The sequence below is a fragment of the Micromonospora eburnea genome (genome assembly GCF_900090225.1).
Classification (GTDB): domain Bacteria; phylum Actinomycetota; class Actinomycetes; order Mycobacteriales; family Micromonosporaceae; genus Micromonospora; species Micromonospora eburnea.
This window is the reverse complement of record NZ_FMHY01000002.1, coordinates 2,467,704-2,491,407: the sequence shown is the minus strand read 5'-3', so window position 1 is coordinate 2,491,407 and position 23,704 is coordinate 2,467,704. Positions and strand designations below refer to the sequence as shown.

General features: G+C 73.7%; 23 protein-coding genes and 1 pseudogene. 12 read left to right on the top strand and 12 right to left on the bottom strand.

Annotated features, from left to right (window positions below):
* Positions 1 to 55 precede the first annotated feature (55 nt).
* The 4 genes and pseudogenes from GA0070604_RS11695 to GA0070604_RS11680 form a co-directional block, all read right to left on the bottom strand.
* Positions 56 to 637, bottom strand: a complete 582-nt coding sequence (locus GA0070604_RS11695) for a hypothetical protein (protein ID WP_091117973.1) — start codon at positions 635 to 637, stop codon at positions 56 to 58.
* 954 nt (positions 638 to 1,591) lie between these two features.
* Positions 1,592 to 3,037, bottom strand: a complete 1,446-nt coding sequence (locus GA0070604_RS11690) for a protein kinase domain-containing protein (RefSeq protein WP_091117972.1) — start codon at positions 3,035 to 3,037, stop codon at positions 1,592 to 1,594.
* 131 nt (positions 3,038 to 3,168) lie between these two features.
* A pseudogene (locus GA0070604_RS11685) lies at positions 3,169 to 4,055 on the bottom strand (helix-turn-helix domain-containing protein).
* Between the two features lie 135 nt (positions 4,056 to 4,190).
* A complete protein-coding gene (locus GA0070604_RS11680) occupies positions 4,191 to 4,433 on the bottom strand; it encodes a DUF397 domain-containing protein (protein WP_091117970.1) in 243 nt (80 codons plus the stop codon).
* Positions 4,434 to 4,698: 265 nt separating this feature from the next.
* Here GA0070604_RS11680 and GA0070604_RS11675 point away from each other — a divergent pair, with 265 nt between their 5' ends.
* Positions 4,699 to 5,349, top strand: coding sequence for a GGDEF domain-containing protein (locus tag GA0070604_RS11675; RefSeq protein WP_167363436.1), 651 nt, complete (start codon positions 4,699 to 4,701; stop codon positions 5,347 to 5,349).
* Between the two features lie 51 nt (positions 5,350 to 5,400).
* Here the strand turns inward: GA0070604_RS11675 and GA0070604_RS11670 are convergent, their stop codons facing one another.
* Both GA0070604_RS11670 and GA0070604_RS11665 read right to left on the bottom strand, forming a co-directional pair.
* The gene (locus tag GA0070604_RS11670; RefSeq protein WP_091117968.1) at positions 5,401 to 6,405 is read right to left on the bottom strand and encodes a phosphotransferase; all 1,005 of its coding nucleotides are present in this window, start codon (positions 6,403 to 6,405) and stop codon (positions 5,401 to 5,403) included.
* A gap of 11 nt (positions 6,406 to 6,416) precedes the next feature.
* Positions 6,417 to 6,911 carry a type II toxin-antitoxin system PemK/MazF family toxin gene (locus tag GA0070604_RS11665; protein WP_091117967.1) on the bottom strand — a complete coding sequence of 165 codons (495 nt, stop codon included), beginning with the start codon at positions 6,909 to 6,911 and terminating at the stop codon, positions 6,417 to 6,419.
* Positions 6,912 to 6,972: 61 nt separating this feature from the next.
* Here GA0070604_RS11665 and GA0070604_RS11660 point away from each other — a divergent pair, with 61 nt between their 5' ends.
* Positions 6,973 to 7,575 carry an NUDIX hydrolase gene (locus GA0070604_RS11660; RefSeq protein WP_244161848.1) on the top strand — a complete coding sequence of 201 codons (603 nt, stop codon included), beginning with the start codon at positions 6,973 to 6,975 and terminating at the stop codon, positions 7,573 to 7,575.
* 31 nt (positions 7,576 to 7,606) lie between these two features.
* The gene (locus GA0070604_RS11655) at positions 7,607 to 8,839 is read left to right on the top strand and encodes a hypothetical protein (protein ID WP_091117966.1); all 1,233 of its coding nucleotides are present in this window, start codon (positions 7,607 to 7,609) and stop codon (positions 8,837 to 8,839) included.
* A 4-nt stretch (positions 8,840 to 8,843) separates the two neighbouring features.
* Here the strand turns inward: GA0070604_RS11655 and GA0070604_RS11650 are convergent, their stop codons facing one another.
* Both GA0070604_RS11650 and GA0070604_RS11645 read right to left on the bottom strand, forming a co-directional pair.
* Positions 8,844 to 9,581, bottom strand: coding sequence for a thioesterase II family protein (locus GA0070604_RS11650; protein ID WP_091117965.1), 738 nt, complete (start codon positions 9,579 to 9,581; stop codon positions 8,844 to 8,846).
* 25 nt (positions 9,582 to 9,606) lie between these two features.
* Positions 9,607 to 9,999: a DUF2267 domain-containing protein gene (locus tag GA0070604_RS11645; RefSeq protein ID WP_091117964.1), complete on the bottom strand. Its 393-nt coding sequence runs from the start codon at positions 9,997 to 9,999 to the stop codon at positions 9,607 to 9,609.
* A gap of 202 nt (positions 10,000 to 10,201) precedes the next feature.
* Between GA0070604_RS11645 and GA0070604_RS11640 the strand changes: the two genes are divergently transcribed.
* The 3 genes from GA0070604_RS11640 (at position 10,202) to GA0070604_RS11630 (ending at position 13,319) form a co-directional block, all read left to right on the top strand.
* Complete coding sequence (locus tag GA0070604_RS11640) at positions 10,202 to 10,381, top strand: hypothetical protein (RefSeq protein ID WP_091117963.1); 180 nt, start codon at positions 10,202 to 10,204, stop codon at positions 10,379 to 10,381.
* A 151-nt stretch (positions 10,382 to 10,532) separates the two neighbouring features.
* Positions 10,533 to 12,695, top strand: a complete 2,163-nt coding sequence (locus GA0070604_RS11635) for a molybdopterin-containing oxidoreductase family protein (protein WP_091117962.1) — start codon at positions 10,533 to 10,535, stop codon at positions 12,693 to 12,695.
* A gap of 18 nt (positions 12,696 to 12,713) precedes the next feature.
* Positions 12,714 to 13,319 (top strand): class I SAM-dependent methyltransferase, encoded by a 606-nt coding sequence (locus GA0070604_RS11630; RefSeq protein ID WP_091117961.1) that lies wholly within the window; start codon positions 12,714 to 12,716, stop codon positions 13,317 to 13,319.
* 127 nt (positions 13,320 to 13,446) lie between these two features.
* On the opposite strand, the gene eccB is transcribed toward GA0070604_RS11630, so the two are convergent.
* The gene (gene eccB, locus GA0070604_RS11625) at positions 13,447 to 14,826 is read right to left on the bottom strand and encodes a type VII secretion protein EccB (protein ID WP_091117960.1); all 1,380 of its coding nucleotides are present in this window, start codon (positions 14,824 to 14,826) and stop codon (positions 13,447 to 13,449) included.
* Positions 14,827 to 15,081: 255 nt separating this feature from the next.
* Between eccB and GA0070604_RS11620 the strand changes: the two genes are divergently transcribed.
* Positions 15,082 to 15,690, top strand: coding sequence for a class I SAM-dependent methyltransferase (locus GA0070604_RS11620; RefSeq protein WP_091117959.1), 609 nt, complete (start codon positions 15,082 to 15,084; stop codon positions 15,688 to 15,690).
* 110 nt (positions 15,691 to 15,800) lie between these two features.
* Here GA0070604_RS11620 and GA0070604_RS11615 read toward each other — a convergent pair whose 3' ends face one another.
* Positions 15,801 to 16,805: a zinc-binding dehydrogenase gene (locus GA0070604_RS11615; protein WP_208602260.1), complete on the bottom strand. Its 1,005-nt coding sequence runs from the start codon at positions 16,803 to 16,805 to the stop codon at positions 15,801 to 15,803.
* A gap of 263 nt (positions 16,806 to 17,068) precedes the next feature.
* On the opposite strand from GA0070604_RS11615, the gene GA0070604_RS11610 reads away from it, so the two are divergent.
* The 5 genes from GA0070604_RS11610 to GA0070604_RS11590 all read left to right on the top strand — a co-directional run bounded on the left by GA0070604_RS11610 (position 17,069) and on the right by GA0070604_RS11590 (position 20,331).
* Positions 17,069 to 17,782, top strand: a complete 714-nt coding sequence (locus GA0070604_RS11610; RefSeq protein ID WP_091117957.1) for a polyamine aminopropyltransferase — start codon at positions 17,069 to 17,071, stop codon at positions 17,780 to 17,782.
* 58 nt (positions 17,783 to 17,840) lie between these two features.
* Positions 17,841 to 18,158 carry a hypothetical protein gene (locus tag GA0070604_RS11605; protein ID WP_091117956.1) on the top strand — a complete coding sequence of 106 codons (318 nt, stop codon included), beginning with the start codon at positions 17,841 to 17,843 and terminating at the stop codon, positions 18,156 to 18,158.
* Positions 18,159 to 18,346: 188 nt separating this feature from the next.
* Entirely contained in the window at positions 18,347 to 18,865 is a 519-nt protein-coding gene (locus GA0070604_RS11600) for a pyridoxamine 5'-phosphate oxidase family protein (protein ID WP_091117955.1), read from the top strand.
* A gap of 210 nt (positions 18,866 to 19,075) precedes the next feature.
* The gene (locus GA0070604_RS11595; RefSeq protein ID WP_091117954.1) at positions 19,076 to 19,717 is read left to right on the top strand and encodes a GNAT family N-acetyltransferase; all 642 of its coding nucleotides are present in this window, start codon (positions 19,076 to 19,078) and stop codon (positions 19,715 to 19,717) included.
* Between the two features lie 254 nt (positions 19,718 to 19,971).
* Entirely contained in the window at positions 19,972 to 20,331 is a 360-nt protein-coding gene (locus tag GA0070604_RS11590) for a hypothetical protein (RefSeq protein ID WP_091117953.1), read from the top strand.
* A gap of 159 nt (positions 20,332 to 20,490) precedes the next feature.
* Here the strand turns inward: GA0070604_RS11590 and GA0070604_RS11585 are convergent, their stop codons facing one another.
* Both GA0070604_RS11585 and GA0070604_RS11580 read right to left on the bottom strand, forming a co-directional pair.
* Positions 20,491 to 21,738 carry a globin domain-containing protein gene (locus GA0070604_RS11585; protein ID WP_244162185.1) on the bottom strand — a complete coding sequence of 416 codons (1,248 nt, stop codon included), beginning with the start codon at positions 21,736 to 21,738 and terminating at the stop codon, positions 20,491 to 20,493.
* A 157-nt stretch (positions 21,739 to 21,895) separates the two neighbouring features.
* Positions 21,896 to 23,701, bottom strand: a complete 1,806-nt coding sequence (locus GA0070604_RS11580; protein WP_091127044.1) for an acyl-CoA dehydrogenase — start codon at positions 23,699 to 23,701, stop codon at positions 21,896 to 21,898.
* Between the last annotated feature and the right edge of the window lie 3 nt (positions 23,702 to 23,704).

Genomic DNA, 23,704 nt, shown 5'->3' with positions numbered 1-23,704 from the left:
CGAGGGACGAACACGAAAGGACCCCTCCCAGGAGGGAGGGGTCCTTTCGGGTCGGTCAGCTGTTCCAGTACTGGGCGACCAGGTCAGCGGCCTGCTGCTCCCACTGGGCGTAGGCATCCGGGTACGCCGACACCTGCACCGTCTGGGCGGCCTTGGTCAGCGGCATGTCCTGCCACCCGTCAACCTGCTTCAGGCCCTTCAGGAACGCCGTCGTCGAGTACTCGGGATCGGTGATCTGCTCCGGCGAACCCCAACCACTGGACGGACGCTGCTGGAACAGACCCAGCGAGTCATGGTCATTCTTGTCGCCGAGGTGGCCCAGGTTCTCCAGCTTCGACTCCTGCAGACTCGTCGCGATCGACACCACCGCGGCCCGCTCCGGCATCCCGGCCTTCTTCGTCGCCGCGATGATCGCCTTCACGTTGCCGGTCTGCTCGTCGTTCAGACCGATCTTCGACTGCGCGCCCTGCACACCGTGCGGGATCAGCTTGCCGCTGTCCGGCTTGTCGGCCTGCACGACGGCCGGGTTGGCGTGCACCGGCTCAGCCGCGTGAGCCGCGATCGGACCAGCGAACACACCACCGGTGAAAGCCAGACCAGCAACACCAAGAACGCTCTTACGCAGCATCGTGTTCATGACAAAGCTCCATTCGGGGGTTGGCGCACACCCGCCGACAAGAGGGGAGACGGCAATTCTGTGTGCGCAAGCACCGTCAGGCGCTCAAAGCAAGGGGGGAAAGTCTTCGACCGGAACGCTCACGGGGCGATGGGGGGATCGCCTCTTCGCGGCGCCGGGACCATGTACAACGACCGACCACCCGGCGTCATTCCCCGGGGTCCGGGTCCGGGGCCTGGGGCGCCCGCCGACAGCAGACCATGGGCCGGTACAAACCGCCCACGCGGGGCGACAGCCCATCCAAGCCAGGCGACACCCACCCAAACGGGGGCACAACCCGCCCACGCGGGGCGACATGGCAGTCGAGCCCCGCCGAAGCGGACCGCCCGAAGCGGGCCGCCCCCAGGGTCAGGGGTCTTCCTCGGCCGTGCACCCGGGTTCAACGACCCCCGACGCGCGACCATTCCGTCCGAGGGGACGCCACCCCACACCCCCGAACCGGATATCCGGCGCAAAACAGGCGCCGGGCGATCGTGAAACTCCGTGATCCACTCCATGTGCCGCAAACGGTGGTCACCCGCCCCGCCGAGACCACCACATACCGCACACGGAGTCGACCAAGGCCCCCAGCCCGGGGCCCGGGCAGGCAGGCAGGCACGGAAGAGTGCCAGCCACAACCGCACCCAAGGCGACCCACTCCATGTGCCGCAAACAGCGGTCACCGGCCCCGTCGAGACCACCACATGCCGTACACGGAGTCGATCAAGGACTCGTCGGGGCGGGCAGGCTCTGAAGGGCCCAGGCGCGGCGCGCGATCGGGCGGGCAGGGCTCGTTGGCACGCTCACCTGCTCACTGCGCCATCCACGTCACGCGACACGCGTGACGTGGATGGGATGAAACCCTGCGAGAACGGCGTACACCGGACGCGGGACGCGTGGGCGGCGGATGCGGGCGCACGGCACTGGTCCGCCCGGTCAGCCCTCGTCGCGGCCGCCGCCGCCCAGTTGCTCGTACGCGTCGAGCAGCGCCAGCAGGGCGTCGGCCGTTTCAGAGTCGATCTTCTCGTCCTCGGCCGCGTCGGCGATCCGTTTACGCAGGTCGGCGAGGCGCTTGCCCCGATCCTTCTGCTTGCGCTCCAGCTCGGTGGCCTTTTTCCGCAGGTCCTCGGCGATCTTGCGGTCGATCTTCCGGTCGGCGTACGCCTGGCCGAGCACCTCGACGAACTGGGCGGCGAGCTGGCGCAGGGTGACCGGCATCGGCTGGGTGGTGGCCGGCTCGGGCGTGGCGGACGGCTCGGGGGTGTCGGTCGCCTCCGGCGCGGGCTCGTCGGCCGGCGTTGTGGCGGCCGTGCCGCCGCCCTGCGGCTGGTCTGGGTCGTCGTCGAGCAGCAGCGTGCCGACCAGGCCGATCAGAAGCGCCAGCCCGGCGGCGACCAGTACGCCGAGGAGTCGGTTGGACCGGGCGGGCTGCCGGGAGGTGGTCGCCGGCGGGCCCGGGCGCACCGGCGCGGCAGCCCGGTCGATGAGGGTTCGCGGATGCTCGGGCCGGGCGACCGTGGGCAGGATCGCGGTGGGCGGGTCGGCGGGTTGGCCGGCGCCGAACCGGGCGGCGAGTTGACCGGCGGTGGGCCGCCGGGCCGGGTCGACGGACAGACAGGCCAGAGTGAGTTCGGCGACGTCGGCGGGCAGCCCGGGGACGTGCAGCGGCGGGATCGGCGTCTGCCGGGCCTGCACGTCGAGCACGTCCTGCCAGGTCTGCACGGGCAGCGGGGCCCGTCCGGTGATGGTGCGGTAGAGCAGCGCGCCGAGGGCGTACACGTCGCTGGCGGGATTCGGCGGGCCGGGTGTCATCCGTTCCGGGGCGAAGTACGCGGGCGTGCCCATCAGCAGTTCACCGGTCTGGCCGGCGAGGGGGTGCCGGGGCCCGGCGAGGGTGGCGATGCCGAAGTCGAGGACCTTCGCGCCGGTCTCGGTGAGCATCACGTTGCCGGGTTTGATGTCGCGGTGCACCACGCCGATCCGGTGCGCGGCGGCGAGTGCGGCGGCGACCTGACCGGCCAGCCGGACCGCCTCGGGCCAGGCGAGCGGCCCACCGGTCAGCCGGTCGGCGAGGGTGTGTCCCTCGACCAGCTCCATCACCAGGTACGGCACCAGGGTGCCGTCGGGCAGGGTGGCCTCGGCGTAGTCGTACACCTGGGTGACGTGTGGGTGGGTGAGCCGGGCCGCGGCGCGGGCCTCGCGCTGGATGGTGGCCCGCAGTTGCGGGTCGGCGGCGAGCTGCGTGGCCAGGGCCTTGACCGCGACGGGGCGGTGCAGCACCTCGTCGTCGGCGCGCCACACCTCGGACATCCCGCCGAGCCCAATGCGCTCGCGCAGGACGTACCGATCGTGCAGCCGTAGTGCGGGCGTGAACGGCGACATGGTGGACCAGTCTGCCTGGCGCGCCGCGCGCGGCACCAGCCGGTGCCCGGCTCCGCCCGACGGGTCGGGTTGGTGACGGCCAGCCGGGGACGCTCCCCGACCCCGGTGAGGGCCGGGGGCGGGGAGTCGGGTCAGCCCGGGTAGAGGTCGTCGCGGATGCGGGTCAGCAGCTCACGGGTCCGCTCCGGGGGCGCGGCCTCCACGCAGAGCCGCTCCATGGCCAGCGCGTAATAGTCGAGGTCGTCACGCTTGTCCAGATAGATCGCGCTGGTGAGCTGCTCGATGTAGACGATGTCCGGGAGGTCCGCGTCACCGAAGCGGAGGATGCTGAACGCGCCGCTGGCCGCGGCGTGGCCGCCGGCGTCGAAGGGAATGATCTGGAGCCGGACCTGCGGCGAGGCGGTGGCCTCGATCAGCGCGTCGAGCTGCCCGCGCATCACCTCGACGCCGCCGATGGGCCGGCGCAGCGCGGCCTCGTCGAGCACTGCCCAGAGCTGCGGTGGGCCGCCGCGGCGCAGCACCTGCTGGCGCTCCATGCGCAGGTTGACCCGCCGGTCGAGTTCGGCCGGCGGGGCGCCCCGGTGGCCGAGCAGGATCACCGCCCGGGCGTACTCGGGGGTCTGGAGCAGGCCGGGGACGAACTGGACCTCGTACGTGCGGATCAGCGCGGCCGCGGCCTCCAGCCCGAGGTAGGACTGGAACCAGGAGGGCAGCACGTCGCCGTAGCGGTGCCACCAGCCGGGGCTGTTCGCGTCGCGGGCCAGCTTGAGCAGCGCCCCGCGTTCCTCGGCGGCGGTGACGCCGTAGAGGGTGAGCAGGTCGGCGACGTCGCGTTCCTTGAAGCCGACCCGGCCCAGCTCCATCCGGCTGATCTTCGACTCGGAGGAGCGGATCTCCCAGCCGGCGCTCTCCCGGCTCACTCCGGCGCCCTCGCGGAGCCGGCGCAGCTGCCCCCGAGCAGCATGCGCAACACTGTCGGCCCGCTGGTCGGGCCTCCCTCAGCGGACACCGTCGTCACCTGGCCGTCCTTCAACCTGCCGACTGTCCCGACCGGACGCCCCAGCCCGGCCGACGTGTAAGCATGCCATGGACCCTCGGTGAGGTGAACCCCTCCGGGTGGCCGAGCCGACTTCGTCGCCGCACGGGCCGGCGATCAGCCGGTGATCAGGTTGTCGAAGTCGCCGTCGCGCGCGCCGAGCACGAACGCGGCGATCTCGTCCACGGTGTAGATCAGCGCCGGGCCCTCGGGATGCCGGGAGTTGCGTACCGCGATGCCGGCGCCGTCGGGTAGCTCGGCCAGCTCGACACAGTTGCCGCTCGGATTGCTGCGTCGGCTCTTCTGCCACCGCACCGGTGGCAGCTCAGTGGTCGGCACGCCGTTCTGTGGCTGCTGCATGGGGCGTCCCTCCGTGGGGTGAGCCAGCCGGTGCCGCGGGGAGGGGCGGTAGACGGCGACGGGATTCTGTCGACTGAGGATGAAGATGCACGTGCATCTGCTATTGCATCTGCAATGGACAGCGAGCATGATAGCGCACAAGCGGCGTACCCATCCGTTCACTGAGGGTCACCCCGCTACCGGTTATGACCAGGAAGAACACGGTCTGGCCCGGTCGGTTCAGGTGCCGCCCGGCGAGGCCGACAGCCGCGGTGAGGGAGGGCGCGTGCCGGATCCGATGACCGTCGCCTCCGGTATCTCCGCCGCCGGCGCCCTCGTCTCCGCCTGGCAGCTGCGCCGCCGGGCGCTGCGGGCGGAGGCGGAGATCGAGCTGCTCCAGGCCGAGCTGGTGGCCGAGCGGCACGCGGCCAGCCACGACCCGCTCACCGGGCTGCCGAACCGGCGGGCCTTCTACCGGTTGGCCGCGACGCTGCTGACCGACGCCGCCGGCAAGCCGTTGGTGGCGGTCGTGCTCGACCTTGACGACTTCAAGCTGGTCAACGACCGCTACGGGCACGCGGCCGGCGATCAGGTGCTGGTCAGCGTGGCGCAGCGGCTGTCCGCCTTCGCCGGGGACAACCTGGTCGCCCGGCTCGGCGGGGACGAGTTCGCCGGGCTGCTGGCCAGCCCCACGGTGGACCGGCGGTGGATCGAACACGCCACCCGTCGGCTCTGCGAGGCGCTCGCCGCGCCGATCCCGCTCGGCGCCCGCACCGTGCAGGTGACCGCCTCCGTCGGGCTCGCCCCGGTGCACTGCCCGACGCAGCTGGCTGACGCGCTCTGCCGGGCCGACGCGGCGATGTACCAGGCGAAGAGCGTCGGCGCGGCGCAGCGCCCCCGGCAGCTCGTGGACACCCCGCAGCTCGCCGAGTGCTGAGCGGCCGGGCCGCGGTCGTCAGGGCGGCAGCCGACCGCCACGGCGGGGCGGTCAGCCGTCCCAGCGGCCCAGGTCGTGCAGCGCGCCGCGGGCGAGGCTGACCAGACCCGACGGCGACAGCAGCCCCGCCAGGATCCGCAGGGCCCGGACCCGGTCGGCCTCGGATCGGCCCGGGTCGGCCGCCTCCGCCGACCAGCTCCACAGGTCGTCGAGCGTTCGAACCCCGAGGTGGTACGCGAGCCGGACCGGGTCCGGCCGCATCGGACCGTAGCCGGCCCGGAAGGCGGCCTCGTCGAGCCGGCTGTCGAAGGCCCAGGCCGGCCCGCCGCCGAGGACGAACATCAGGTCACGTTCCCGCGGGGCGAGCACCGCGTCGTCCCAGTCGATCAGCCAGACCTCCCCGTCCGGGCTCAGCAGCACATTGCCCAGGTGCGGATCACCGTGGCAGACCACCAGCTCGGCCGGCCGGGCCCGCAGCTCCGCGCCGAGCCGGTCGACCCGGTCCAGCAACCGCGCCGTGTCGGCGGCGGCCGCCCGCCAGTGCGCGGCCACCTCCCGGGTCCACCGGTCGGCCGAGTCGTCCACCGCGCGCAGCCGCCCGTCGGTCTCCCGCACCGCCGCCGCGACCGCGGCGTGGGTGTGGTCCTCCCGGGGCAGCCCGGCCAGCTCGTCGGTCAGCGGCGCCGCGTGCGCGGCGGCGAGGAGCGCACCGTACCGACGCCAGTGGGCGGGGCGCATCCCGCCGTCGGCGGCCCGCTCGCCGGAGATCCACGGGACCACGGTGAGCCGGCGTCCGTCGTGAACGGCGCTGAGCCGCCCGTCCCGGGTGGCCACCGGCGCCGGGACACCCGGTACGCCCCGCCGGGCGAGCCCCGCGGTCACCACGAGCCCGGCCGGGGTGCCGCCGCCGCTGAGCTTGACCGCGTACTCGTGGCCGTCGACGGTGCCGGCCCGCCACAGCTCGGCGGTGGGATCCGCGCCGAACTCCACGGGCACGGCGGTGATCAGGGCCAGGCCGAAATCCTCGGCGACCCGGGCGGCGAGCTGATCGTCCATGGGCCGCCCGATCAGCGCCAGCCGTAGCCGGCGCGCAGCGCCTGGCCCACCCGGTCGAACCGCGGCCGGTCCAGCACCGCGCCCTCGCGCCGGATGCCGTCCTCACGCATCGTGAGCACGCGGTCGAGGCGTACCCAGCTGGGGCGCTGGTCACGGTCCCAGTCGCCCGGGCCGAGGGCGAGCCAGTGCCGCTGGCCGTCCCGGTCGCTCTGGCTGGAGAGCATCAGCCCGAACAGGGTACGGCTCTGCCGGCCGACCACCAGGACCGGCCGGTCCTTGCCCTGGCGGGGGTCGTCCTCGTACGGGACCCAGGTCCAGACGATCTCCCCCGGGTCGGCCTGCCCGTCCAGTTCCGGGGCGTACGACAGCTCGCGCCGCTGCAGCGCGGCGACCTGGCGGCGCCGGGCCACCTGGGCCGGGATCGGCCCGGCGGTAGGGGCGGGCGCGGCCACGCCCCCGGTGATCCGGCCGAACCGGGACGCCACACTCCTCAACAGACCTGCCACGGCCGGCAGCCTATCCTCCGGCCGGGGCCGGCACATACCCGCCGGATCGCGGCCAAACCCGGTGGGGCCGTATCCTTTCCCGGCCGAGGTGGCCCGCTTCGTCGACGCCCGCTCGCGGGTGACCGGACCGAGCACGGAGGAAACGATGTTCCCGGAGTTGCCCCGCGACCTGCCGATACGCGAACGTCAAGCGGTCCGGGTGGTGGTGCTCGACGCCGCCGAGCGGCTGCTGCTGTTTCACACCCGCGACCCGGACCACCCCCACCTCGGCACCTGGTGGGAGCTGCCCGGCGGCGGGCTCGACCCCGGGGAAACGTACCTCGACGCGGCGGTGCGGGAGCTACGCGAGGAGACCGGCATCCTGGTCGGACCGGCCGACGTGGGGGCGCCGACCTGGCGGCGGCGGGCCAGCTTCATCCACCGCCAGTCGCGCCACCTGCAGGACGAGGTGGTGGTCCCGGTCCGGCTGCCCGGGCGGGGACCCGACGTGGACGAGACACACCGGCTCGACTACGAGGTGGAGGACTACTTCGGGTTCCGCTGGTGGCCGGTCGCCGAGGTGATCGCCGAGCGACCGCGCTGCTATCCGGGACGGCTACCCGAGCTGCTGCCGGCGTTCCTGGCCGGCGAGGAGATCGACGAGCCGTTCGAGCTATGGTCGTGACGTTCCCGGCGGCAACCGGCACAGTGGAGCGGTGAATCGTCTCCACGAACCCCTCGCCCAGTACGCCGAGCGCCTGCACCGCGCCGCCGGGGACGCCCACCACGTGGCCTCCCCGCTCGGCGCCTGGCTGCTTCTCGCGCTCGCCGGCCCCGCCGCCACCGGCGACACCCGCACCCGCCTGACGGAGGCGCTCGGCACCGACGTGGACAGCGCCGCCGTGGCGGCCCACGCGCTGCTGGCAGCGCCGCATCCGCTGGTCGCCGCCGCCACCGCCCTCTGGGAACGGGAGCCCTTCGCGGGGCTGGCGGGCTGGCGGGCGACCCTCCCGGAACGGACACAGACCGGCCCGCTGCCCGACCAGGCGGCGCTGGACACGTGGGCGCGGGAACACACCGACGGACTGATCGACCGGTTCCCGATCACCGTCGCGCCGGACCTCCTACTGATCCTGGCCAGCGCGCTGGCCACCCGGGTGTCCTGGGCGGAGCCGTTCGAGGTGGCAGCCGCCGACCGGCTCGGGCCGGGCAGCGCCTGGGCGGGCCGGCTGGAGCGGGTGCTGCGTACCCCCGGCCATGGGCACCGGTGCTGGATCGCGTCCACCGCGCGGGCCGGTGACGTCGCGGTGCACGCCGCGCCGGCCCGGCCGGCGGCCGGCGACGGGGAGGCCGGGCTGCTGGTGGTCTCGGTGGCCGCCGCGGCGGACGTGCCGGCGGCGGACGTGCTCGCCGCCGCCCAGCAGGTCGCGGCCGACGCGGCCACCGCCCCGGACGGAATCGGGCCGCGCCAGCGCTCGCTGTCCGATCTGCCGTTGGGCGACACGCCACTGTGGACGCTACGCGAGGAGACCGTCCGCGCGTTCACTCCTGAGCAACGGGTCAGCGCGGTGCTGCCGTGCTGGTCGGCGGAGAGCCGGCACGACCTGACGCCGGCCGGGTTCGGCTTCGACGATGCCGCGCGGGCGCTCGGCACGCTGCTCGGGTCGGCGGCCCCGAGGTTCGGCGCAGTCCAGTCGGCGGTGGCCCGCTACGGGCGGTACGGCTTCGAGGCCGCCGCGGTGACCGCGTTCGCCATGGTCACGGGGCTGCCGCCCGAGCGCACCGTACGCGTGGCGGAGCTGCGGTTCGGCCACCCGTACGCGGTGGTGGCCGTGGCCACCGACAGCGCCGGCGGCCCGTGGCACGGCCTGCCCGTCTACTCCGCCTGGGTGGCACAGCCCCAGGAGCTGCCCGACGACGAACTCGCCGACCCGCCCCGACAGTGGTGATCGCTCACCGCGCCACCGCGGCGGACAGGTCGGCGCGGATCGCGGCCAGCAGGTCGGCGAGCTGGTCGAGCAGGAAGAAGTGCCCACCGTCGATCTCGCGCAGGGTGAACCCGGCGGCGGTGTGCTCGGCCCAGGCGGCGCTGTGCTCACGCGCGACCGCCCGGTCGCGTACGCCGCTGAACGCGACGATCGGCACTGGCAGCGGCTCGCCGGGCAGGTAACGGTAGCCGTCCACCCGGCCGAAGTCGGCCCGCAGCAGCGGCAACAGCAGCTCCACCAGATCGGGGTAGTCCAGCACCTCGACGGGCAGGCCGCCGCCGTCGGCGAGGCGGCGCAGCAGCTCCGCGTCGTCCACCCGGGACAGTCCGTCGAAGAAGCTGGCCGCGGTAACGTGCGGGGCGCGGGCGGCGCCGACGTACAGCCGCAGCGGCAGGAGCGCCCCCGTCCGGCGCAGCTCCCGGACCACCTCGAAGCCGACCCGGCCGCCCATCGAGTGACCGTAGATCGCGTACGGGCGGTCGGCGCGGGAGGCGATCGCGGCGGCCACGTCGGCGACGTCGAAGTGGGGGTCCTCGGTGATTCGGTTCTCCCGGCCGGGTAGCTGCACCGGCAGCACCTCGACGTCCGGGCCGAGCCCCTCCTGCCAGCGCCGGAAGACGCTCGCGCCGCCACCGGCGTAGGGCAGGCAGAACAACCGCACCGGCGCCGGGGGGCGGCTGCCGGCGGAGACGAACCAGTTCACACTGGAGAGAATAGACTCGGAGCGATCACCGGTCGTCGTGGCGTGGGATCGGATCGACCATCGCGTCGAATCCCTTCGGCAGCTGCGCCACCAGGTCCTGGAACTCGCCGACCGTCACCGCTTCACGCAACGTGGCGAGCACCGCCAGGGTGCCGACCTCGGCGACCGCCGGGTCGACGGCGGCCCGCTCGGCCACCCGGCGCAGGAAGGCAACCCCTCCCCCGGTCGCGCCACCGGCGGTCGGGGCGGCCAGGTAGTCGCCCAGCTCGTCCGGCAGCTGCGCGGCGAGGTCGTCCGCCTCGCTGGCGGTCACCCGCTCGGCGAGGGTCTGCAACACCGCGCGGGAGATTGTCGCGGCCTGCCCGGTGGGCAGCTCGGCGCGGCGGGACACCGCCTCGACGAATCGGGGAAAGCGCACGCCGCCTCCTGTCGTCGCCGTCCGCGCCGGGTCTTCGACGACTCCGGCTCGACGCGTCCGTCGCCGCGCGGCACGCCCTGGGGCCGCGGGGGCTCCAGCTCGGCGCAGCGAGCTGGAGCCGTGCTCGGTTACCCGCGCCCGTCAGGGGCAAACAGCGTCCACCGCCGCGTCGGTCTCCGCCGGGTGGTCGTCCGGCGTCGGGATGTCCCGGGTACGCCACACCGGCGACCAGCGGGTGACCAGGGCCGCCGCGGGCCAGCCGGGGCGTACCGGCCAGGAACAGGGCCGAGACGAGCTGGCGCTCAGCGGGGCCGGCCTCGGCACCGACGGGGACACGGTACGGACCGCGCTGCGCGCCCTGCCCCGGCTGTTGCCCGGCTGAGCACGCCGTCATCTCACGCGTTCCGGCGTGTCGCCCGCCGAAGGCGACACCTGTGAAGAGCGACATGACTCTGCGGCAGCAAATATGCCGGAGAGTCATATCGCTCAACACGAGAGTCCCCTTCAACCCGGCGGGTCGGTAGGCTCCGCCCATGGCCCGCACCACCCACCCCGGCGCCTGCCCACTGGACTGCCCGGACACCTGCGTGTGGCAGCTCACCGTGGAGGACGGCCGGGCCGTCGCCCTGCGGGGCGACCGCGACCACCCGTTCACCCGGGGCGCGCTCTGCGGCAAGGTCAACCGATACCTCGACGCGGTCAACGGCCCCGACCGGCTGACCACGCCGTACGTGCGCACCGGCCCGAAGGGCGCCGGGCGGCTCTCCTACCGGCCGGCGAGCTGGGCCGAGGCGATCGACCGGGTGGCCGCCGGGCTGCGCGCGAGCATCGACCGGGACGGTCCGGAGGCCGTCCTGCCCTACTACTTCGCCGGCACGATGGGGCTGGTGCAGGGCTGGAGCATGGGCCCACGGCTCTTCGCCCACCTGGGCGCGTCGCGGCTGGACACCACCATCTGCACCGCCGCCGCCCGGGCCGCGCAACGCTCGATCTACGGCGGCTCGGTCGGGTTCGAGCCGGAGTCGATCGTCGCCGCGAAGCTGATCGTGCTCTGGGGCGCCAACCCCCTCGCCACCAACCTGCACCTGTGGCCGTTCGTGCAGCAGGCCCGGGAGCGCGGCGCGTACCTCGTCACGATCGACCCGCTGCGCACCGACACCGCCGCCCGCAGCGACGAGCACATCGCCCCGCTGCCCGGCACCGACGCCGCGCTGGCGCTCGGGCTGATGCGGCACGTCCTCGACGCCGGTGCCGCCGACGAGGAGTGGCTGGCGGCGCACACCGTCGGCTGGCCGGAGCTGACGGCCCGGCTCGACGAGTGGCCGGTGGAGCGGGCCGCCGCCGAGTGCGGCCTGTCGGTCGAGGTGGTCCGCCGCCTCGGGGAGCGGATCGCCGCCACCCGGCCCACCGCGGTCCGCGTCGGGCTGGGCCTGCAACGGCACCACGGCGCCGGCCAGGCGATCCGGGCGATCTGCGCGCTGCCGCTGGTCACCGGCGACTTCCGGTACCCGGGCGGGGGCGCCCTCGTCACGACCAGCGGGCACCACCGGGTCGACCTGGGGTCGGTGGTCCGCCCGGCGGACATGCCGGCCCCACCGGCCCGGCTGGTGAACATGAGCCGGCTCGCCACCGTGCTCACCGGGGAGGCCGACCCGGCGGTGACGTCCCTGGTGGTGTTCAACGCCAACCCGGCCGCCACCGCCCCCGACCAGGCCCGGCTGCTCGCCGGCCTGCGCCGCGACGACCTGTTCACCGTCGTGCTGGAGCAGCGCTGGACCGACACCTGCGACTTCGCCGACGTGGTGCTGCCGGCCACCATGCAGCCTGAGCACCTGGACCTGCAGACCTCCTACGGCCACCACTACACGACGCTGAACCTGCCGGTGACCCGGGCACCCGGCGAGGCGCTGCCGAACACCGAGATCTTCCGCCGGATCGCCGCCGCGCTGGGCATCGACCACCCTCGGCTGCGGGACAGCGACGAGGACCTGGCCCGGCAGCTGCTACGCGGCACCGGGCTCAGCTTCGAGGAGCTGCGCGAGCGGACGTACGCGCGGGCCACCGGGGTGGCGGTCGGGACGGCCCCGTTCGCCGACGGCGGCTTCCCCACCCCGGACGGCCGGGCGCGGCTGCACGACCCGGCGCTGGCCCGGCAGGGGGTGGATCCGCTGCCCGGCCACACCCCGCCGGCCGAGGCCGCCGACCCGGAGCTGGCCCGCCGGTTTCCGCTGGTGCTCATCGCCCCGGCCGGCCGGTTCCTGATGAACTCCACCTTCGCCTCGCTGCCCTGGCACCTCCGGCGGACCGAGCCGCCCCGGGTGCACCTGCACCCGGACGACGCGGCGGCGCGCGGCCTCGTCGACGGCGACGCCGTACGGGTACGCAACGACCGGGGCGCCTTCCTCGCGGCGGTTGCCGTGGACGACGCGACCCGGCCGGGGCTGGCGTTCACCTACAAGGCGTACTGGGCGCGACTGAGCCCGGGGCGGGCCACCGTCAACGCGGTGACCGCCGTGCGGGACACCGACCTGGGTGGCGCACCGACGTTCCACGACTGCAGGGTCGAGGTCGAGCCGGTACCGGCCGAGCTGCTGATCGCCGAGCCGCCCCAGGACGGCGAGGCCGCGCCGGCCCCGCCACCCCGCGACCCGGCGATCCGACGCCGGACGTACCCTGTCGAAGCCGGCCGGGGATGATCCGGTTACGGTGGCGGGATGGGCAAGCCGACCCGCTGGGTGACCGATACCGGACCTGGGCACTCGCAGTGGTACATCGACCGCTTCCGCCGACTCGCCGCCGAGGGGGCGGACCTGGCCGGTGAGGCGCGACTGCTGGACACGATGGTCCGGCCGGGCGCGCGAATCCTGGACGCCGGGTGCGGCACCGGCCGGGTGGGTGCCGCGCTCGCCGCTCGGGGCCACCGCGTCGTCGGGGTGGATGCCGACCCGGCGCTGGTCGAGGCGGCCCGCGCCGACCACCCCGGGCCGCGCTGGCTGGTCGGTGACCTCGCCGACCTGGACCTGGCCGCCCAGGGCGAGCCGGAGCCGTTCGACGCCGCCGTGTGCGCCGGCAATGTGCTGGCGTTCGTCGCTCCCGGCACCGAGCGGGCGGTGTTGAGCCGGATCGCGGCGCACCTTAGGCCGGACGGGATCGTGGTGGTCGGCTTCGGCACCGACCGCGGCTATCCGCTCACCGACTTCGACGCCGACGCGGTGGCGGCCGGCCTCCGGCTGGAGCACCGCTTCGCCACCTGGGACCTGCGCCCGTGGCGGGAGGACGCCGACTTCGCGGTGACCGCGCTGCGCAAGCCCGCGGCCTGACCCGCGTGCCGGCCGGGCACGCGGCGCCGACCCGCTGACCGGAGACGGCGCGAGCGACGCCTCGACCCGCGCCGGGCCAACTTCCGGGCCTGCTGCGCGACGATCCGGGCCGGGGCATCGCGCGGGGTCAGGTCGGGGCGACCGTGCGGGCGGCGGTCGGATCGAGTGGGCTGCCGGCCGGCACCAGGCTGACCAGGCTCGCCGGCAGCCGGACCGGGCGTACGCCGGCGTAGCCGAGCATGCCGAGCACGTCGCCGCCGGCGAGCACGTACCGCCGGCCCAGGTCGGTGATCACGCAGAGCGCGCCGCCGGTGGCCCCGGGCGCCGCCGCGGCCTCGACCACCGCGCCCCGGCCGGGCTCGACCACCACCTGGTCGGCAAGCCCACCTCGACCGGTCACGGTGCGGGCGGCGGCGGAGAGGTCCGGCGGGGTGGCGCCCAGCCGGACGTCGCGTACGCCGGTGTCGTCGCCGACCCGGACGCAGAGCGCGCCGCCGTCCACGGTGGCCAGCCGGGGCGGCACGGCCGGCGGCGCGGTGGGCCCGGCCGGCACCCGGTCGGGGAGCTTGGGCAGGGCGGCGAAGCGACCGAGGGTGATCGGCTTCGGGTCACCCTGGCCGGTCCGGGCGAGCAGCAGCGCGGCCTGAAGTTCGGTGACCCCGGCCAGCCCGCCCCGCTCGGCCACCGCGTACTGGCGGCCCCCGCCGGAGTTGCGCACCAGGTAGACGTCGCCGACGGTGGCGCCGGCGACCCGGTCGGAGGGCTCGCCGAGGTCGGGTATCGGGGGCGGGGCCAGGTCGGCGCCGGCCGGCACCGTGTTGATCAGCGCCGGGGCCACCGGCACGGCCCGTTCCCGGGTCGCGGCCAGTGCGGCCAGCACCCGGTCGGTGTCGCGGAGCAGGTAACGCCGGTCGTGCCAGAGCAGGTGCAGGCTGCCGTCCGGGTGGCGCAGCAGCAGCCCCTGCTCGCCGAGGGGCCGACCGCCGGTGGCGTCCCGCCCGATCAACAGGGCCGAACGCGCCTCCGTACGCCCGGCGTCGCCGGCGCTGATCGAGCAGACCGTCCACGCCCCGCGGACCAGCCGCCCCGACGCGGGCAGCGAGTCCGGGGCGTCGGCGATGCCGAGCGGCACTCCGCGCGGCACCCCGTCGATGGAGCGGCGGGAGACCAGAACCGTCTTCGGCCGTTCCGCCCCGATGATCAGCAGCGCGGAGGCATAGTTGAGGACCGGGTGGAGCTTCTCCTCCCGGTAGACGAAGCGCGCGCCGGACTCCTTTTCCACGATCACCGCGGTCGGGTCGCGCCAGGAGTTGCCGCCACCGGCGAAGAGGCCGTACAGGGCGACGCCGCCGAGCGCGATGACGGCGACCAGCACGCTGGCCAGGCCCGCACCGGCCAGCCGCCGAAACGGCGACTGCGCGGGGTCGGTCTCCCGCATCACCAGCGCGGCGACCGCCCGCTGGACGGTGAACTGGTACGAGTGGAGCTGGTCCTGCCGCGACGGCATCGCGTCCCCTCCGGTGGGTCGTCGGGGCACAGGATATGCGCTCCGTCGATGCCATGTGGACCCTCCGTGGCCGCCTCGCACCTTGATCCGCTCGGGTTGCGGCAACCGGCGGTGTCCCATGGCCCCGAAGCCACGTCTCACCGCACAGCGTGTGCGATCACGGCCAAGACGTGGACTGACGGTGGCCGCCGTGGGAACGATTGCAGCGGCCGGTACGGTCACCGGCGGGGCGACGCCGCAGAAGGGAGAGGCACCGTGGACAGCAACGCCTGGGACGCGCGGTACGCCGACACGCCGGAACTGGTGTGGGGTGTGAAGCCGAACCGGTTCGTCGTCGAGTCGGTCGAGGGGCTCACCCCCGGCAGCGCACTCGACCTGGCGGCGGGCGAGGGACGCAACGCGGTCTGGCTGGCCGAGCGCGGCTGGCGGGTCACCGCGGTGGACTTCTCGCCGGTGGCCGTCGAACGGGGACGCGAACTGGCCGCCCACCGGGGCGTACCGGTCGAGTGGCGGGTCGCCGACGTCACCGCGTACCAGCCGGTGCCCGGCAGCTACGACCTGGTTCTGATCAGCTACCTGCACCTGCCCGCCGAGGAACTGGCCGGGGTGCTCGACGCGGCGCGGCGGGCACTGCGGCCCGGCGGCACCCTGGTCGTCGTCGGCCACGACCTCGCCAACCTCACCCATGGCGTCGGCGGCCCGCAGGCCCCGCGGATCCTGCTCACCCCGGGGGCCGTGGTCGAGGGGCTCACCGGGCTGCGGATCCAGCGGGCCGAGACCGCGACCCGGCCGGTGCCCACCGCCGACGGTGGCAGTGCCGAGGCCCTCGACACGGTCGTCGTGGCCGCCCGGCCCGCCAGCTGATCCGCCCCGCCGGCCGGGCGGTTCGCGCCGGGACCGCCGGCCGGGCGGTCGGCGCTAGCCCGTGGACGCCGACGTGCGGGGCGCGGTCGGCGCGGACGCGGCTGCCCGGCTCACGGGCGCAGGATCAGCCGGATCGGGTTGCCCTGCTTGTCGTGCACCCGGCGCACCGCCTCGGGCGCGTCGGCCAGGGCCAGCACGTCGCTGACCGAGGCGGACAGGTCGAGCCGGCCCAGCCCGGTGAGCGTCACCAGTTGCCCGACATGCTCGGCCTCCGAGCCGTAGTGGCCGAGCACCGCCTGCCGGTTGTAGCTGAACCGGCTGTCCGACGGGATGGTGATCGGCTGGTTGGCGATGCCGGCGAGGACCAGGCGGCCGTGCCGGCCGAGCACGGTCATGGCCTGCTCGCGAACCGCGTTGACGCCGGCGAAGTCGAACGCGACGTCCAGCCCTCGGGTGCCGGTCAACTCCAGCACGGCGTCCTTGAAGCCGCCGTCCTTCGGGTCGAGGGCCACGTCCGCGCCGAGGGCGATCGCCCGGTCGCGGGCCGCCGGCAGCGGATCCACCGCGATCACCGGGGCCGCGCCGACCAGCAGCAGCAACTGCACGGCGTGCGCACCCAACCCGCCGACGCCCCACACCCCGGCCGCCTCCGCCGGCCGTACCCGTGCGGTGTCGGTCACCGCCGCCCAGGGCGTGGAGACCGCGTCCGGGATGATGCAGGCCTGCTCGAACGGGAGCAGGTCCGGGACGGGGACCAGGGTGTCCTCGCGGGCGAGGGCGTACTCGGCCCAGCCGCCGTCGTAGTCGACGCCGCGGGTGAGCACCAGACCGAACCGGTCCCGCTCCCCCGCCTGGAGCAGCACCCGCTGGCCCGGCTGCCAGCCCCGCACCCCTTCGCCGAGCGCGTCCACGGTGCCGGCGACCTCGTGACCGAGGGTCACCACGTCGCCGGACAGGTACAGCGGGGTGAGGGTGCCGTCGATCAGGTGTACGTCCGACAGGCACACCCCGGCGGCGGCGACCCGGATCCGCACCTGCCCGCGCCCCGGCTCGGGCACCGGCACCGTCTCCATCCGCAACGCCCGCTCGGCCACGTGCAGCCGCCCGGCCAGCATGTCCGCCACGCTCCGCTCCCTTCACCGCCGTCCTCGACCGGCGACGGCTCCGCGCCGCCGCGGCGTCAGACCGGCCTTGTCGGGTCCGGAGCGCCGGGGCGGAAAGAGTCGCCGCCAGCCGAACTGGAGTCGCCGTAGGCGTACCCGGGGTTGGGCGGGCGATGCCGCCGCCGGCGAAAAAGGGGGCCGAGCAGCGCGGATGGCCCGGCCGCACGGCGACGGGCCGGTAACATCCGGGTCGGAGCGGCGGAGAGGACCACCGGGTGGCGGCTCGATTCGAGGAACTGGCCTGGCGGGAGACGCCGATCGGCGAGATCAGCCTGCGCCGACGCCGCGACCCGTCGCTCGACGTCGACGTGTACGAGGTGAAGCTCGACGACGAGTTCCTGATGTCCAGCCTGTTCCCGGTCGCGGAGATCGAACTCGCCCGGCTCGGGCTCGCGCCGCTGGCCGGGGACGCCCTGGACGTGGTGGTGGGCGGTCTCGGGCTCGGTTACACCGCGCGTACCGCGCTGGAGGATCCCCGGGTCCGCTCGCTGCTGGTGGTCGAGGCGATCGAGGACGTGATCGACTGGCACCGGCGGGACCTGCTGCCGTTCACCGCCGGGCTGGCCGTCGACCCGCGTACCCGGCTGGTGCGGGCCGATTTCTTCGCGGCCGTCGCCGGCGGCACCGGCTTCGACCCGGAGGCACCGGGCCGGCGGTTCCACGCGGTGCTGCTCGACGTGGACCACTCGCCCCGCCAGGTGCTGCACCCCAGCCACGCCGCCTTCTACACCGTGGACGGGCTACGCCGGCTCGCCGCGCTGCTGCATTCCGACGGCGTCTTCGCGCTCTGGTCCAACGACCCGCCCGACTCGGCGTTCCAGCGGGTGCTGACCGAGGTGTTTCCGACCTCGGTGGCGCACGTCGTCCGTTTCCCCAACCCGCTTCAGGGCCGGGAGGCCGCGAACACCGTCTACGTGGCCCGGCACTGACCGAACCGGCCGCGCCGGCGACATCCGTAATCGTCCATCACGGAGGGGATGACCAGCCATGGACTCAGATTCAGAAGTCGAGAATCTCAGCCCCGAGGAGCAGAAGGTGCAGGCCAGGCTTCTGCGGGCTCGCGAGAAGGTGAGCACCGTCTCGATGGCGCTCAGCCATGTCGAGCATCTCCTGAACCCGGCGAACCCGTACACGCCAGCCGCGAACACCCCCTCGGTGATGGCGTTGTTGACCGAGGTCAACCCCGGCAGGACGCCCGAGGAGCAGCGCGACGCCATGCTCAAACTTCAGGAGAAACTGACGGTTGCCGACAAGGAGTACAAGGCGGCGATGAAGGAGGCGGAGAAGTTCTCGTCCTCGTCATGATTGGCCGCCTCCCACGCTGACCCGGGCGCGCCCGCTGGCCCGGGCAGGTGCGTGGAGAACTCCCGCGCGACTGATCGTTGCTGGGTGAAGAAATGCGACGCAGGGTGTCAGGTTTTTGCTCGAACATGGTTCTCCGGTCGACGTCGAAGGTGGACGTGAACCGGTCAGACGAACAGACAAGGACCTCGATGCGCGAAACGCCGGAAGATCTCAAAGAGCTCCAGGGCCTCCTGGACTCCTCCCTGTCCCGCTCCACCTCGCATCTCCGCTCGATCATCGGTGGGCGCACCATGACCGCGGGGCAACTCACCCAGGTGCTCACCGGCATGTGCACCCTTGCCCTGTCCACCGTGACGGCGAAGGGCGAGCCGCGGATCAGCGGCGTGGACGGGCATTTCCTACACGGCAGGTGGCATTTCGGGACGGCGCGCAGCGCCGCCAAGGCCCGCCACCTCGCCGCCCGGCCGGCCGCCAGCGTCGCGCACATGCGTGGCGAGGACTTGGGCGTGTTCACGCACGGCACGGTGGAGATCCTCAACCCGCCGGACAGCGAGCCTGCCGCGGACTGGCCGGACCTGCTCACCTACTTCAAGGACTGCTACGGCGACGAGGCCTTCGACTGGGACAACGACGTGGTCTTCTACCGGCTGCACCCGCACTGGATGACCGTCTACGCCCCCGACGTCGACAAGCTCACCGCCACCTGACCCCGGGCCGGTACGGCAGCCGTCCTACGCCATCCTGGCCTACGTTGTGTGGCGCCGACCCCGACCGGCACGCCCACTTCGATATGCGGGCATGCCCCGAGGTCCTGGTGCGTCGGGTCAGGCTCGGTGTGGTTCCGGGTGCTGGCCCGTCGCAGCGCACGGCCCGGAACTCGGTGGCGCGGCGCTGGCCAAGTCGTCACGATCGGGTCCGTGCTTGCTGACCTGTGGCCCCTGTACGGCCTTTCCATCGTCACGCCACGACTCGAACTCCGCCTGCCCCGGGGGGAGGAACTCGCGGCGCTCGCGCGCCTGGCAGCCAACGGCGTACACCGGCCCGACGAGCGGCCGTTCCTCACCCCGTGGACCGACGGCAGCCCGGAGGATCGGGCACGGTCCGTCCTACAGGGACACTGGAGTCAGCTCGCGGAGTGGACCGTGGCGGCGTGGCGCCTCGGTCTCACGGTCTTCTCCGGCGGGAACCCGCTCGGCGTGGTGACACTCCGGGCACGCGACTTCCCGGTTGTTCGCGAGGTCGCCACCTCCTCCTGGCTGGGGATCGAACACCAGGGCAAGGGTTACGGCACCGAAGCTCGGAGCGGTCTGCTCACGCTGGCCTTCGACCACCTCGACGCGCGCGCGGCGCTCACCGAGGTGTTCCAGGACAACCACGCCTCCCAGGGAGTGTCCCGCAAGCTCGGCTACGAGCCTGACGGCATCTCGGTCGACGCCCGTGGCGACGAGGCCGTCGTGTCCGACCGCCTACGGCTCACCAGGCAGAAGTGGACCCAGCAGGAGCGGCTGGCGGTGAGGATCGACGGGATGGCTGCTTGCCGCCCGATGTTCGGCCTCTGACGGCCTCCCGGTCACGTACGGACGGGCTAGTGCCACGGTGACCAGCGCACCGACGCCGATGACGGTGCCGGCGCCACCCGCGGCCCAGCCGGCGGTGAAGCCACTGCGCTGGTCCTCGTACAGGGGCGACGGTGGTGACGTCCGGGGCGGGCTCGGTGGCGGGAGCGAACGCCCAGCCCAACAGGGCCGCACCACCGGGTGACCGCCGTCGCCGACGGTAGACTGACGGTGGCTGACGGGACGTGGGAGGACGCATGGCACTGGGACGAGTGCTGGTGATCGGTCTCGATCCCGTGAGGATCCCCGGCTGGGATCCCGAGCCGGTCGTGGCGGCGATAGCCCGTGGCCAGGCCCGATTCGCCGATCATGGTGTCGAGGCCGACATGTGCCTGGTGGTCCCCGACGAGAACGCCGAAGGGGCGATCGTCGAGGCGCTGACCCGAAAGGACTATGCCTGCGTGGTGGTGGGGGGCGGCATCCGCAAGCACGAGCCGTTGCTTGAGCTATTCGAGAAGGTGGTCAACCTGGTCCGGCAGCATGCTCCCGGCGCAGCGATCGCCTTCAACAGCAGCCCTGAGGACACCGCTGACGCCGCGCTGCGTTGGCTGCGCTAGGTCGGTCACATATCCCGGCCGGCACCTGCCGAGATCGCGCTCGTTCGGGGAAGTGGTGGCGTCACCGGCGGCACGAGGCCACTACTTCCACGATCGTGCGCGACCTTTCCGCCGCCGGGCCGGCGCTCGGCAGTGGGGGTGCCGTGCGGGCGGGTGGGGCTACTGGCGGTCGTACCGGATGCGGTGCGGCTCGACGCCGAGGTCTACCAGGCGGTGGGCCAGTTCCGTGACCATGGTCGACGGTCCGGCGAGGTAGGCGTCGTGTCCGGCCCAGTCGCCGTAGCGGGTCACGGCGTCCACCACCGTGCCGGGCTCGTACGGGCCGGCGTCGCCGTCGGAGACCGCCAGCACCACGTGCAGCCACGGGAGGCGGCCCGCGAACGAGTGCAGCGATTCGAGGTCGTACAGGTCGTCCCGGGTGCGGGCGCCGAAGAACAGCCAGGTTGCCGGCGGGCTGACCCGTCCGGCCAGCTCACCCAGCAGCGCCCGGATCGCGGCCAGGCCGGTGCCGCCGGCGACCAGCAGCACGCGGCTGTCCGAGGTGGCCGCGAGGGTCGTGGCGCCACGCGCCGGGCCGAGCCGCAGCACGTCACCCACAGCGGTCCGGTGCACCAGGACGTCGCTGAGCCGGCCGGCGCCGGTCGCCCGCACATGGAACTCCAGCACCCCGTCCCCGCTCGGCGGGTTGGCGATGGAGTAGGAGCGCCAGGTGTGCGGCAGCTGCCCGGCTCCGACCGTGGCGTACTGCCCGGCCCGGTAGTCGTACGGCTCGGCGGTGCGTACCCGTAGGACCGCCAGGTCGGGGCCGCGCAGCTCGTGGTGGACCACGGTGCCCCTGACGAACGGCGGCGCGGAGAGCTCCCCCGTGGCGGCGTTGCTCATCACACCGGCCAGGAACTGGTACGCCCGTGACCAGGCGTCATCGTGTTCGGGGCGCCAGCCGGTGCCGGCGTAGGCCCGCAGCGCCTCCATCAGCGCCGTACCGAACGGCTGGTAGTGGCTGGCGCGTACGCCGAGTTTGCGGTGCGCCCGGCCGAGCTCCTGGAAGAGTGACACGACGTTCTCCGGCTGATCCAGCCCGTCGATGAGCTGCCGCACCGACCAGGCGAGCCGGTCGCGTTGGGCCGCGAGCGAGTCGGGGAACAGCGACCTCAGGTGCGGTCCGTCCCGGAACAGCGCCGCGTACAGGTACGTCAACGCGTCGGTGAGCGGCTCCAGCAGCGCCAGGCTCTCCCGCAGCAGCCGCTGGTCGTCCGCTCGTTGCGGCCAGGTCGCCAGCAGCGCCCCGGCGGACGCCTGCCCCTCGTACGGCGCCGGGCCGTCGCCGCGCATCTTCCGGCGCAGCAGCATGGAGTGGTGCAGGCCGAGCAGATCGTGGTAGTCGTACGCGTGGTCGCACTTGCTCATCGTCACGCCGGCATGCTAGGCGCGGCCGGCCGGCGAAGTGTCCGTGATCAGGGCGAATGTGCGATCTACCACCGCTTGTAATAATCCGGGGCGGATGGCCCTTCCACGACCGGTCCGGCCTGTGCTAATTCGCTGCCCTCAGCGCCCGCGCCGACGCTCAGAACCAGCTCTCCCGGGTGTCCAGGGTGGTCCGGTCCAGGCTCTCCAGCAGGTCGAACTGCGGCCCGGTCCGGGGCAGCTCGTGACGGAAGAAGTAGCGGGCGGCCTGGCGCTTACCGGCGAGGAAGTCGGCGTCCGGGCCGCTCGGGCTGCCCGACGCCTCGACGGCGAGCAGCTGCTCCAGCCACATCCAGGCGATCACCACGTGCCCGACCGCCTCCAGATAGAGGGTGGCGTTGGCCAGCGCCAGCTCCGGGTCGCCGGTGCCGTGCAGCCGGCGGGTGACCGTCGCGACCCGGTCGACCGCCACGCCGAGCCGCCCGGCGAGGTCGGCCGCCTCGCCCTCGGCCTTCCAGGCCCGGGTCGCCGTGGCCCGGATCGTCTCCAGCAGCAGTTCCAGCCCGGCCCCGCCGCGCATGGTGACCTTCCGGCCGAGCAGATCGAGGGCCTGGATGCCGTGCGTGCCCTCGTGGATCGGGTTGAGCCGGTTGTCCCGCCAGTGCTGCTCGACGTCGTGGTCGCGGGTGTAGCCGTACCCGCCGTGCACCTGGATGGCGAGGTCGTTGGCGGCCAGGCACCACTGCGACGGCCAGCTCTTGGCGATCGGGGTGAGCACGTCCATCAGCAGGTGGGCCCGGTCGCGGTCGGCCTCGACGGGGGCGGTCTTCTCCTCGTCGAGCAGCCGGCCACAGTAGAGGATCAGGGCGAGCGCGCCCTCCACGTAGCTCTTCTGCGCCAGCAGCATCCGCCGGACGTCGGCGTGCGCCACGATCGGCACCTGTGGCGTGGTCGGGTCCCGGTCGGCGACCGGCCGCCCCTGGGGGCGCTGCCGGGCGTACGCGAGGGACTTGAGGTAGCCGGTGTAGCCGAGGGCGGTCGCGCCGGCGCCGACACCGATCCGCGCCTCGTTCATCAGGTAGAACATCTGCGCCAGCCCCTGGTGCGGTTCGCCCACCAGGTAGCCGACCGCCCCGGGCCGCCCGTACGGCCGGTGCACGCCCTCGCCGAAGTTGAGCACGGTGTTGGTGGTGCCCCGGTAGCCGAGCTTGTGGTTGAGCCCGACCAGCACCACGTCGTTGCGCGGGCCGAGCGCGCCGTCGGCGTCGAGGAGCACCTTCGGCACGATGAACAGCGAGATGCCCTTCACCCCGGGCGGGCCGCCGGGGAGCCGGGCGAGGACCAGGTGAACGATGTTCTCGGCCAGCTCGTGGTCCCCGCCGGAGATCCACATCTTGGTGCCGAACAGCCGGTACGTCCCGTCGTCCTGCGGCTCGGCCCGGCTGGTGAGGTCGGCGAGGGAGCTGCCGGCCTGCGGCTCGGACAGGCACATGGTGCCGAAGAACCGTCCCTCGACCATCGGGCGGACCCAGGTGTCGATCTGCTCGGCGCTGCCGTGGGCGAGCAGCAGGTTGGCGTTGCCGAGGGTGAGGAACGGGTACGCGGCGGTGCTCACGTTGGCGGCCTGGAACCAGGCGAGGCACGCGGCGGCGACCACGTGCGGGAGCTGCATACCGCCGATCGCGGAGTCCATGGTGGCGGCCAGCAGCCCGGTCTGGGCGAAGGCGTCCAGGGCGGCCTTGACCTGAGGGATGGTGTGAACCTGGCGACCGTCGAAGGTGGGCTCGGTGAGGTCGGCCGCCCGGTTGTGGGTGGCGAACCGCTCGGCGGCGACCCGGGCGGAGAGGTCCAGCGCGGCGTCGAAGGTCTCCCGCGAGTGCTCGGCGTAGCGGGGCCGCTCGGTCAGCCGGGCCACGTCCAGCCAGTCGTGGAGCAGGAACGCCAGGTCGCGACGGGACAGCAGCATGGA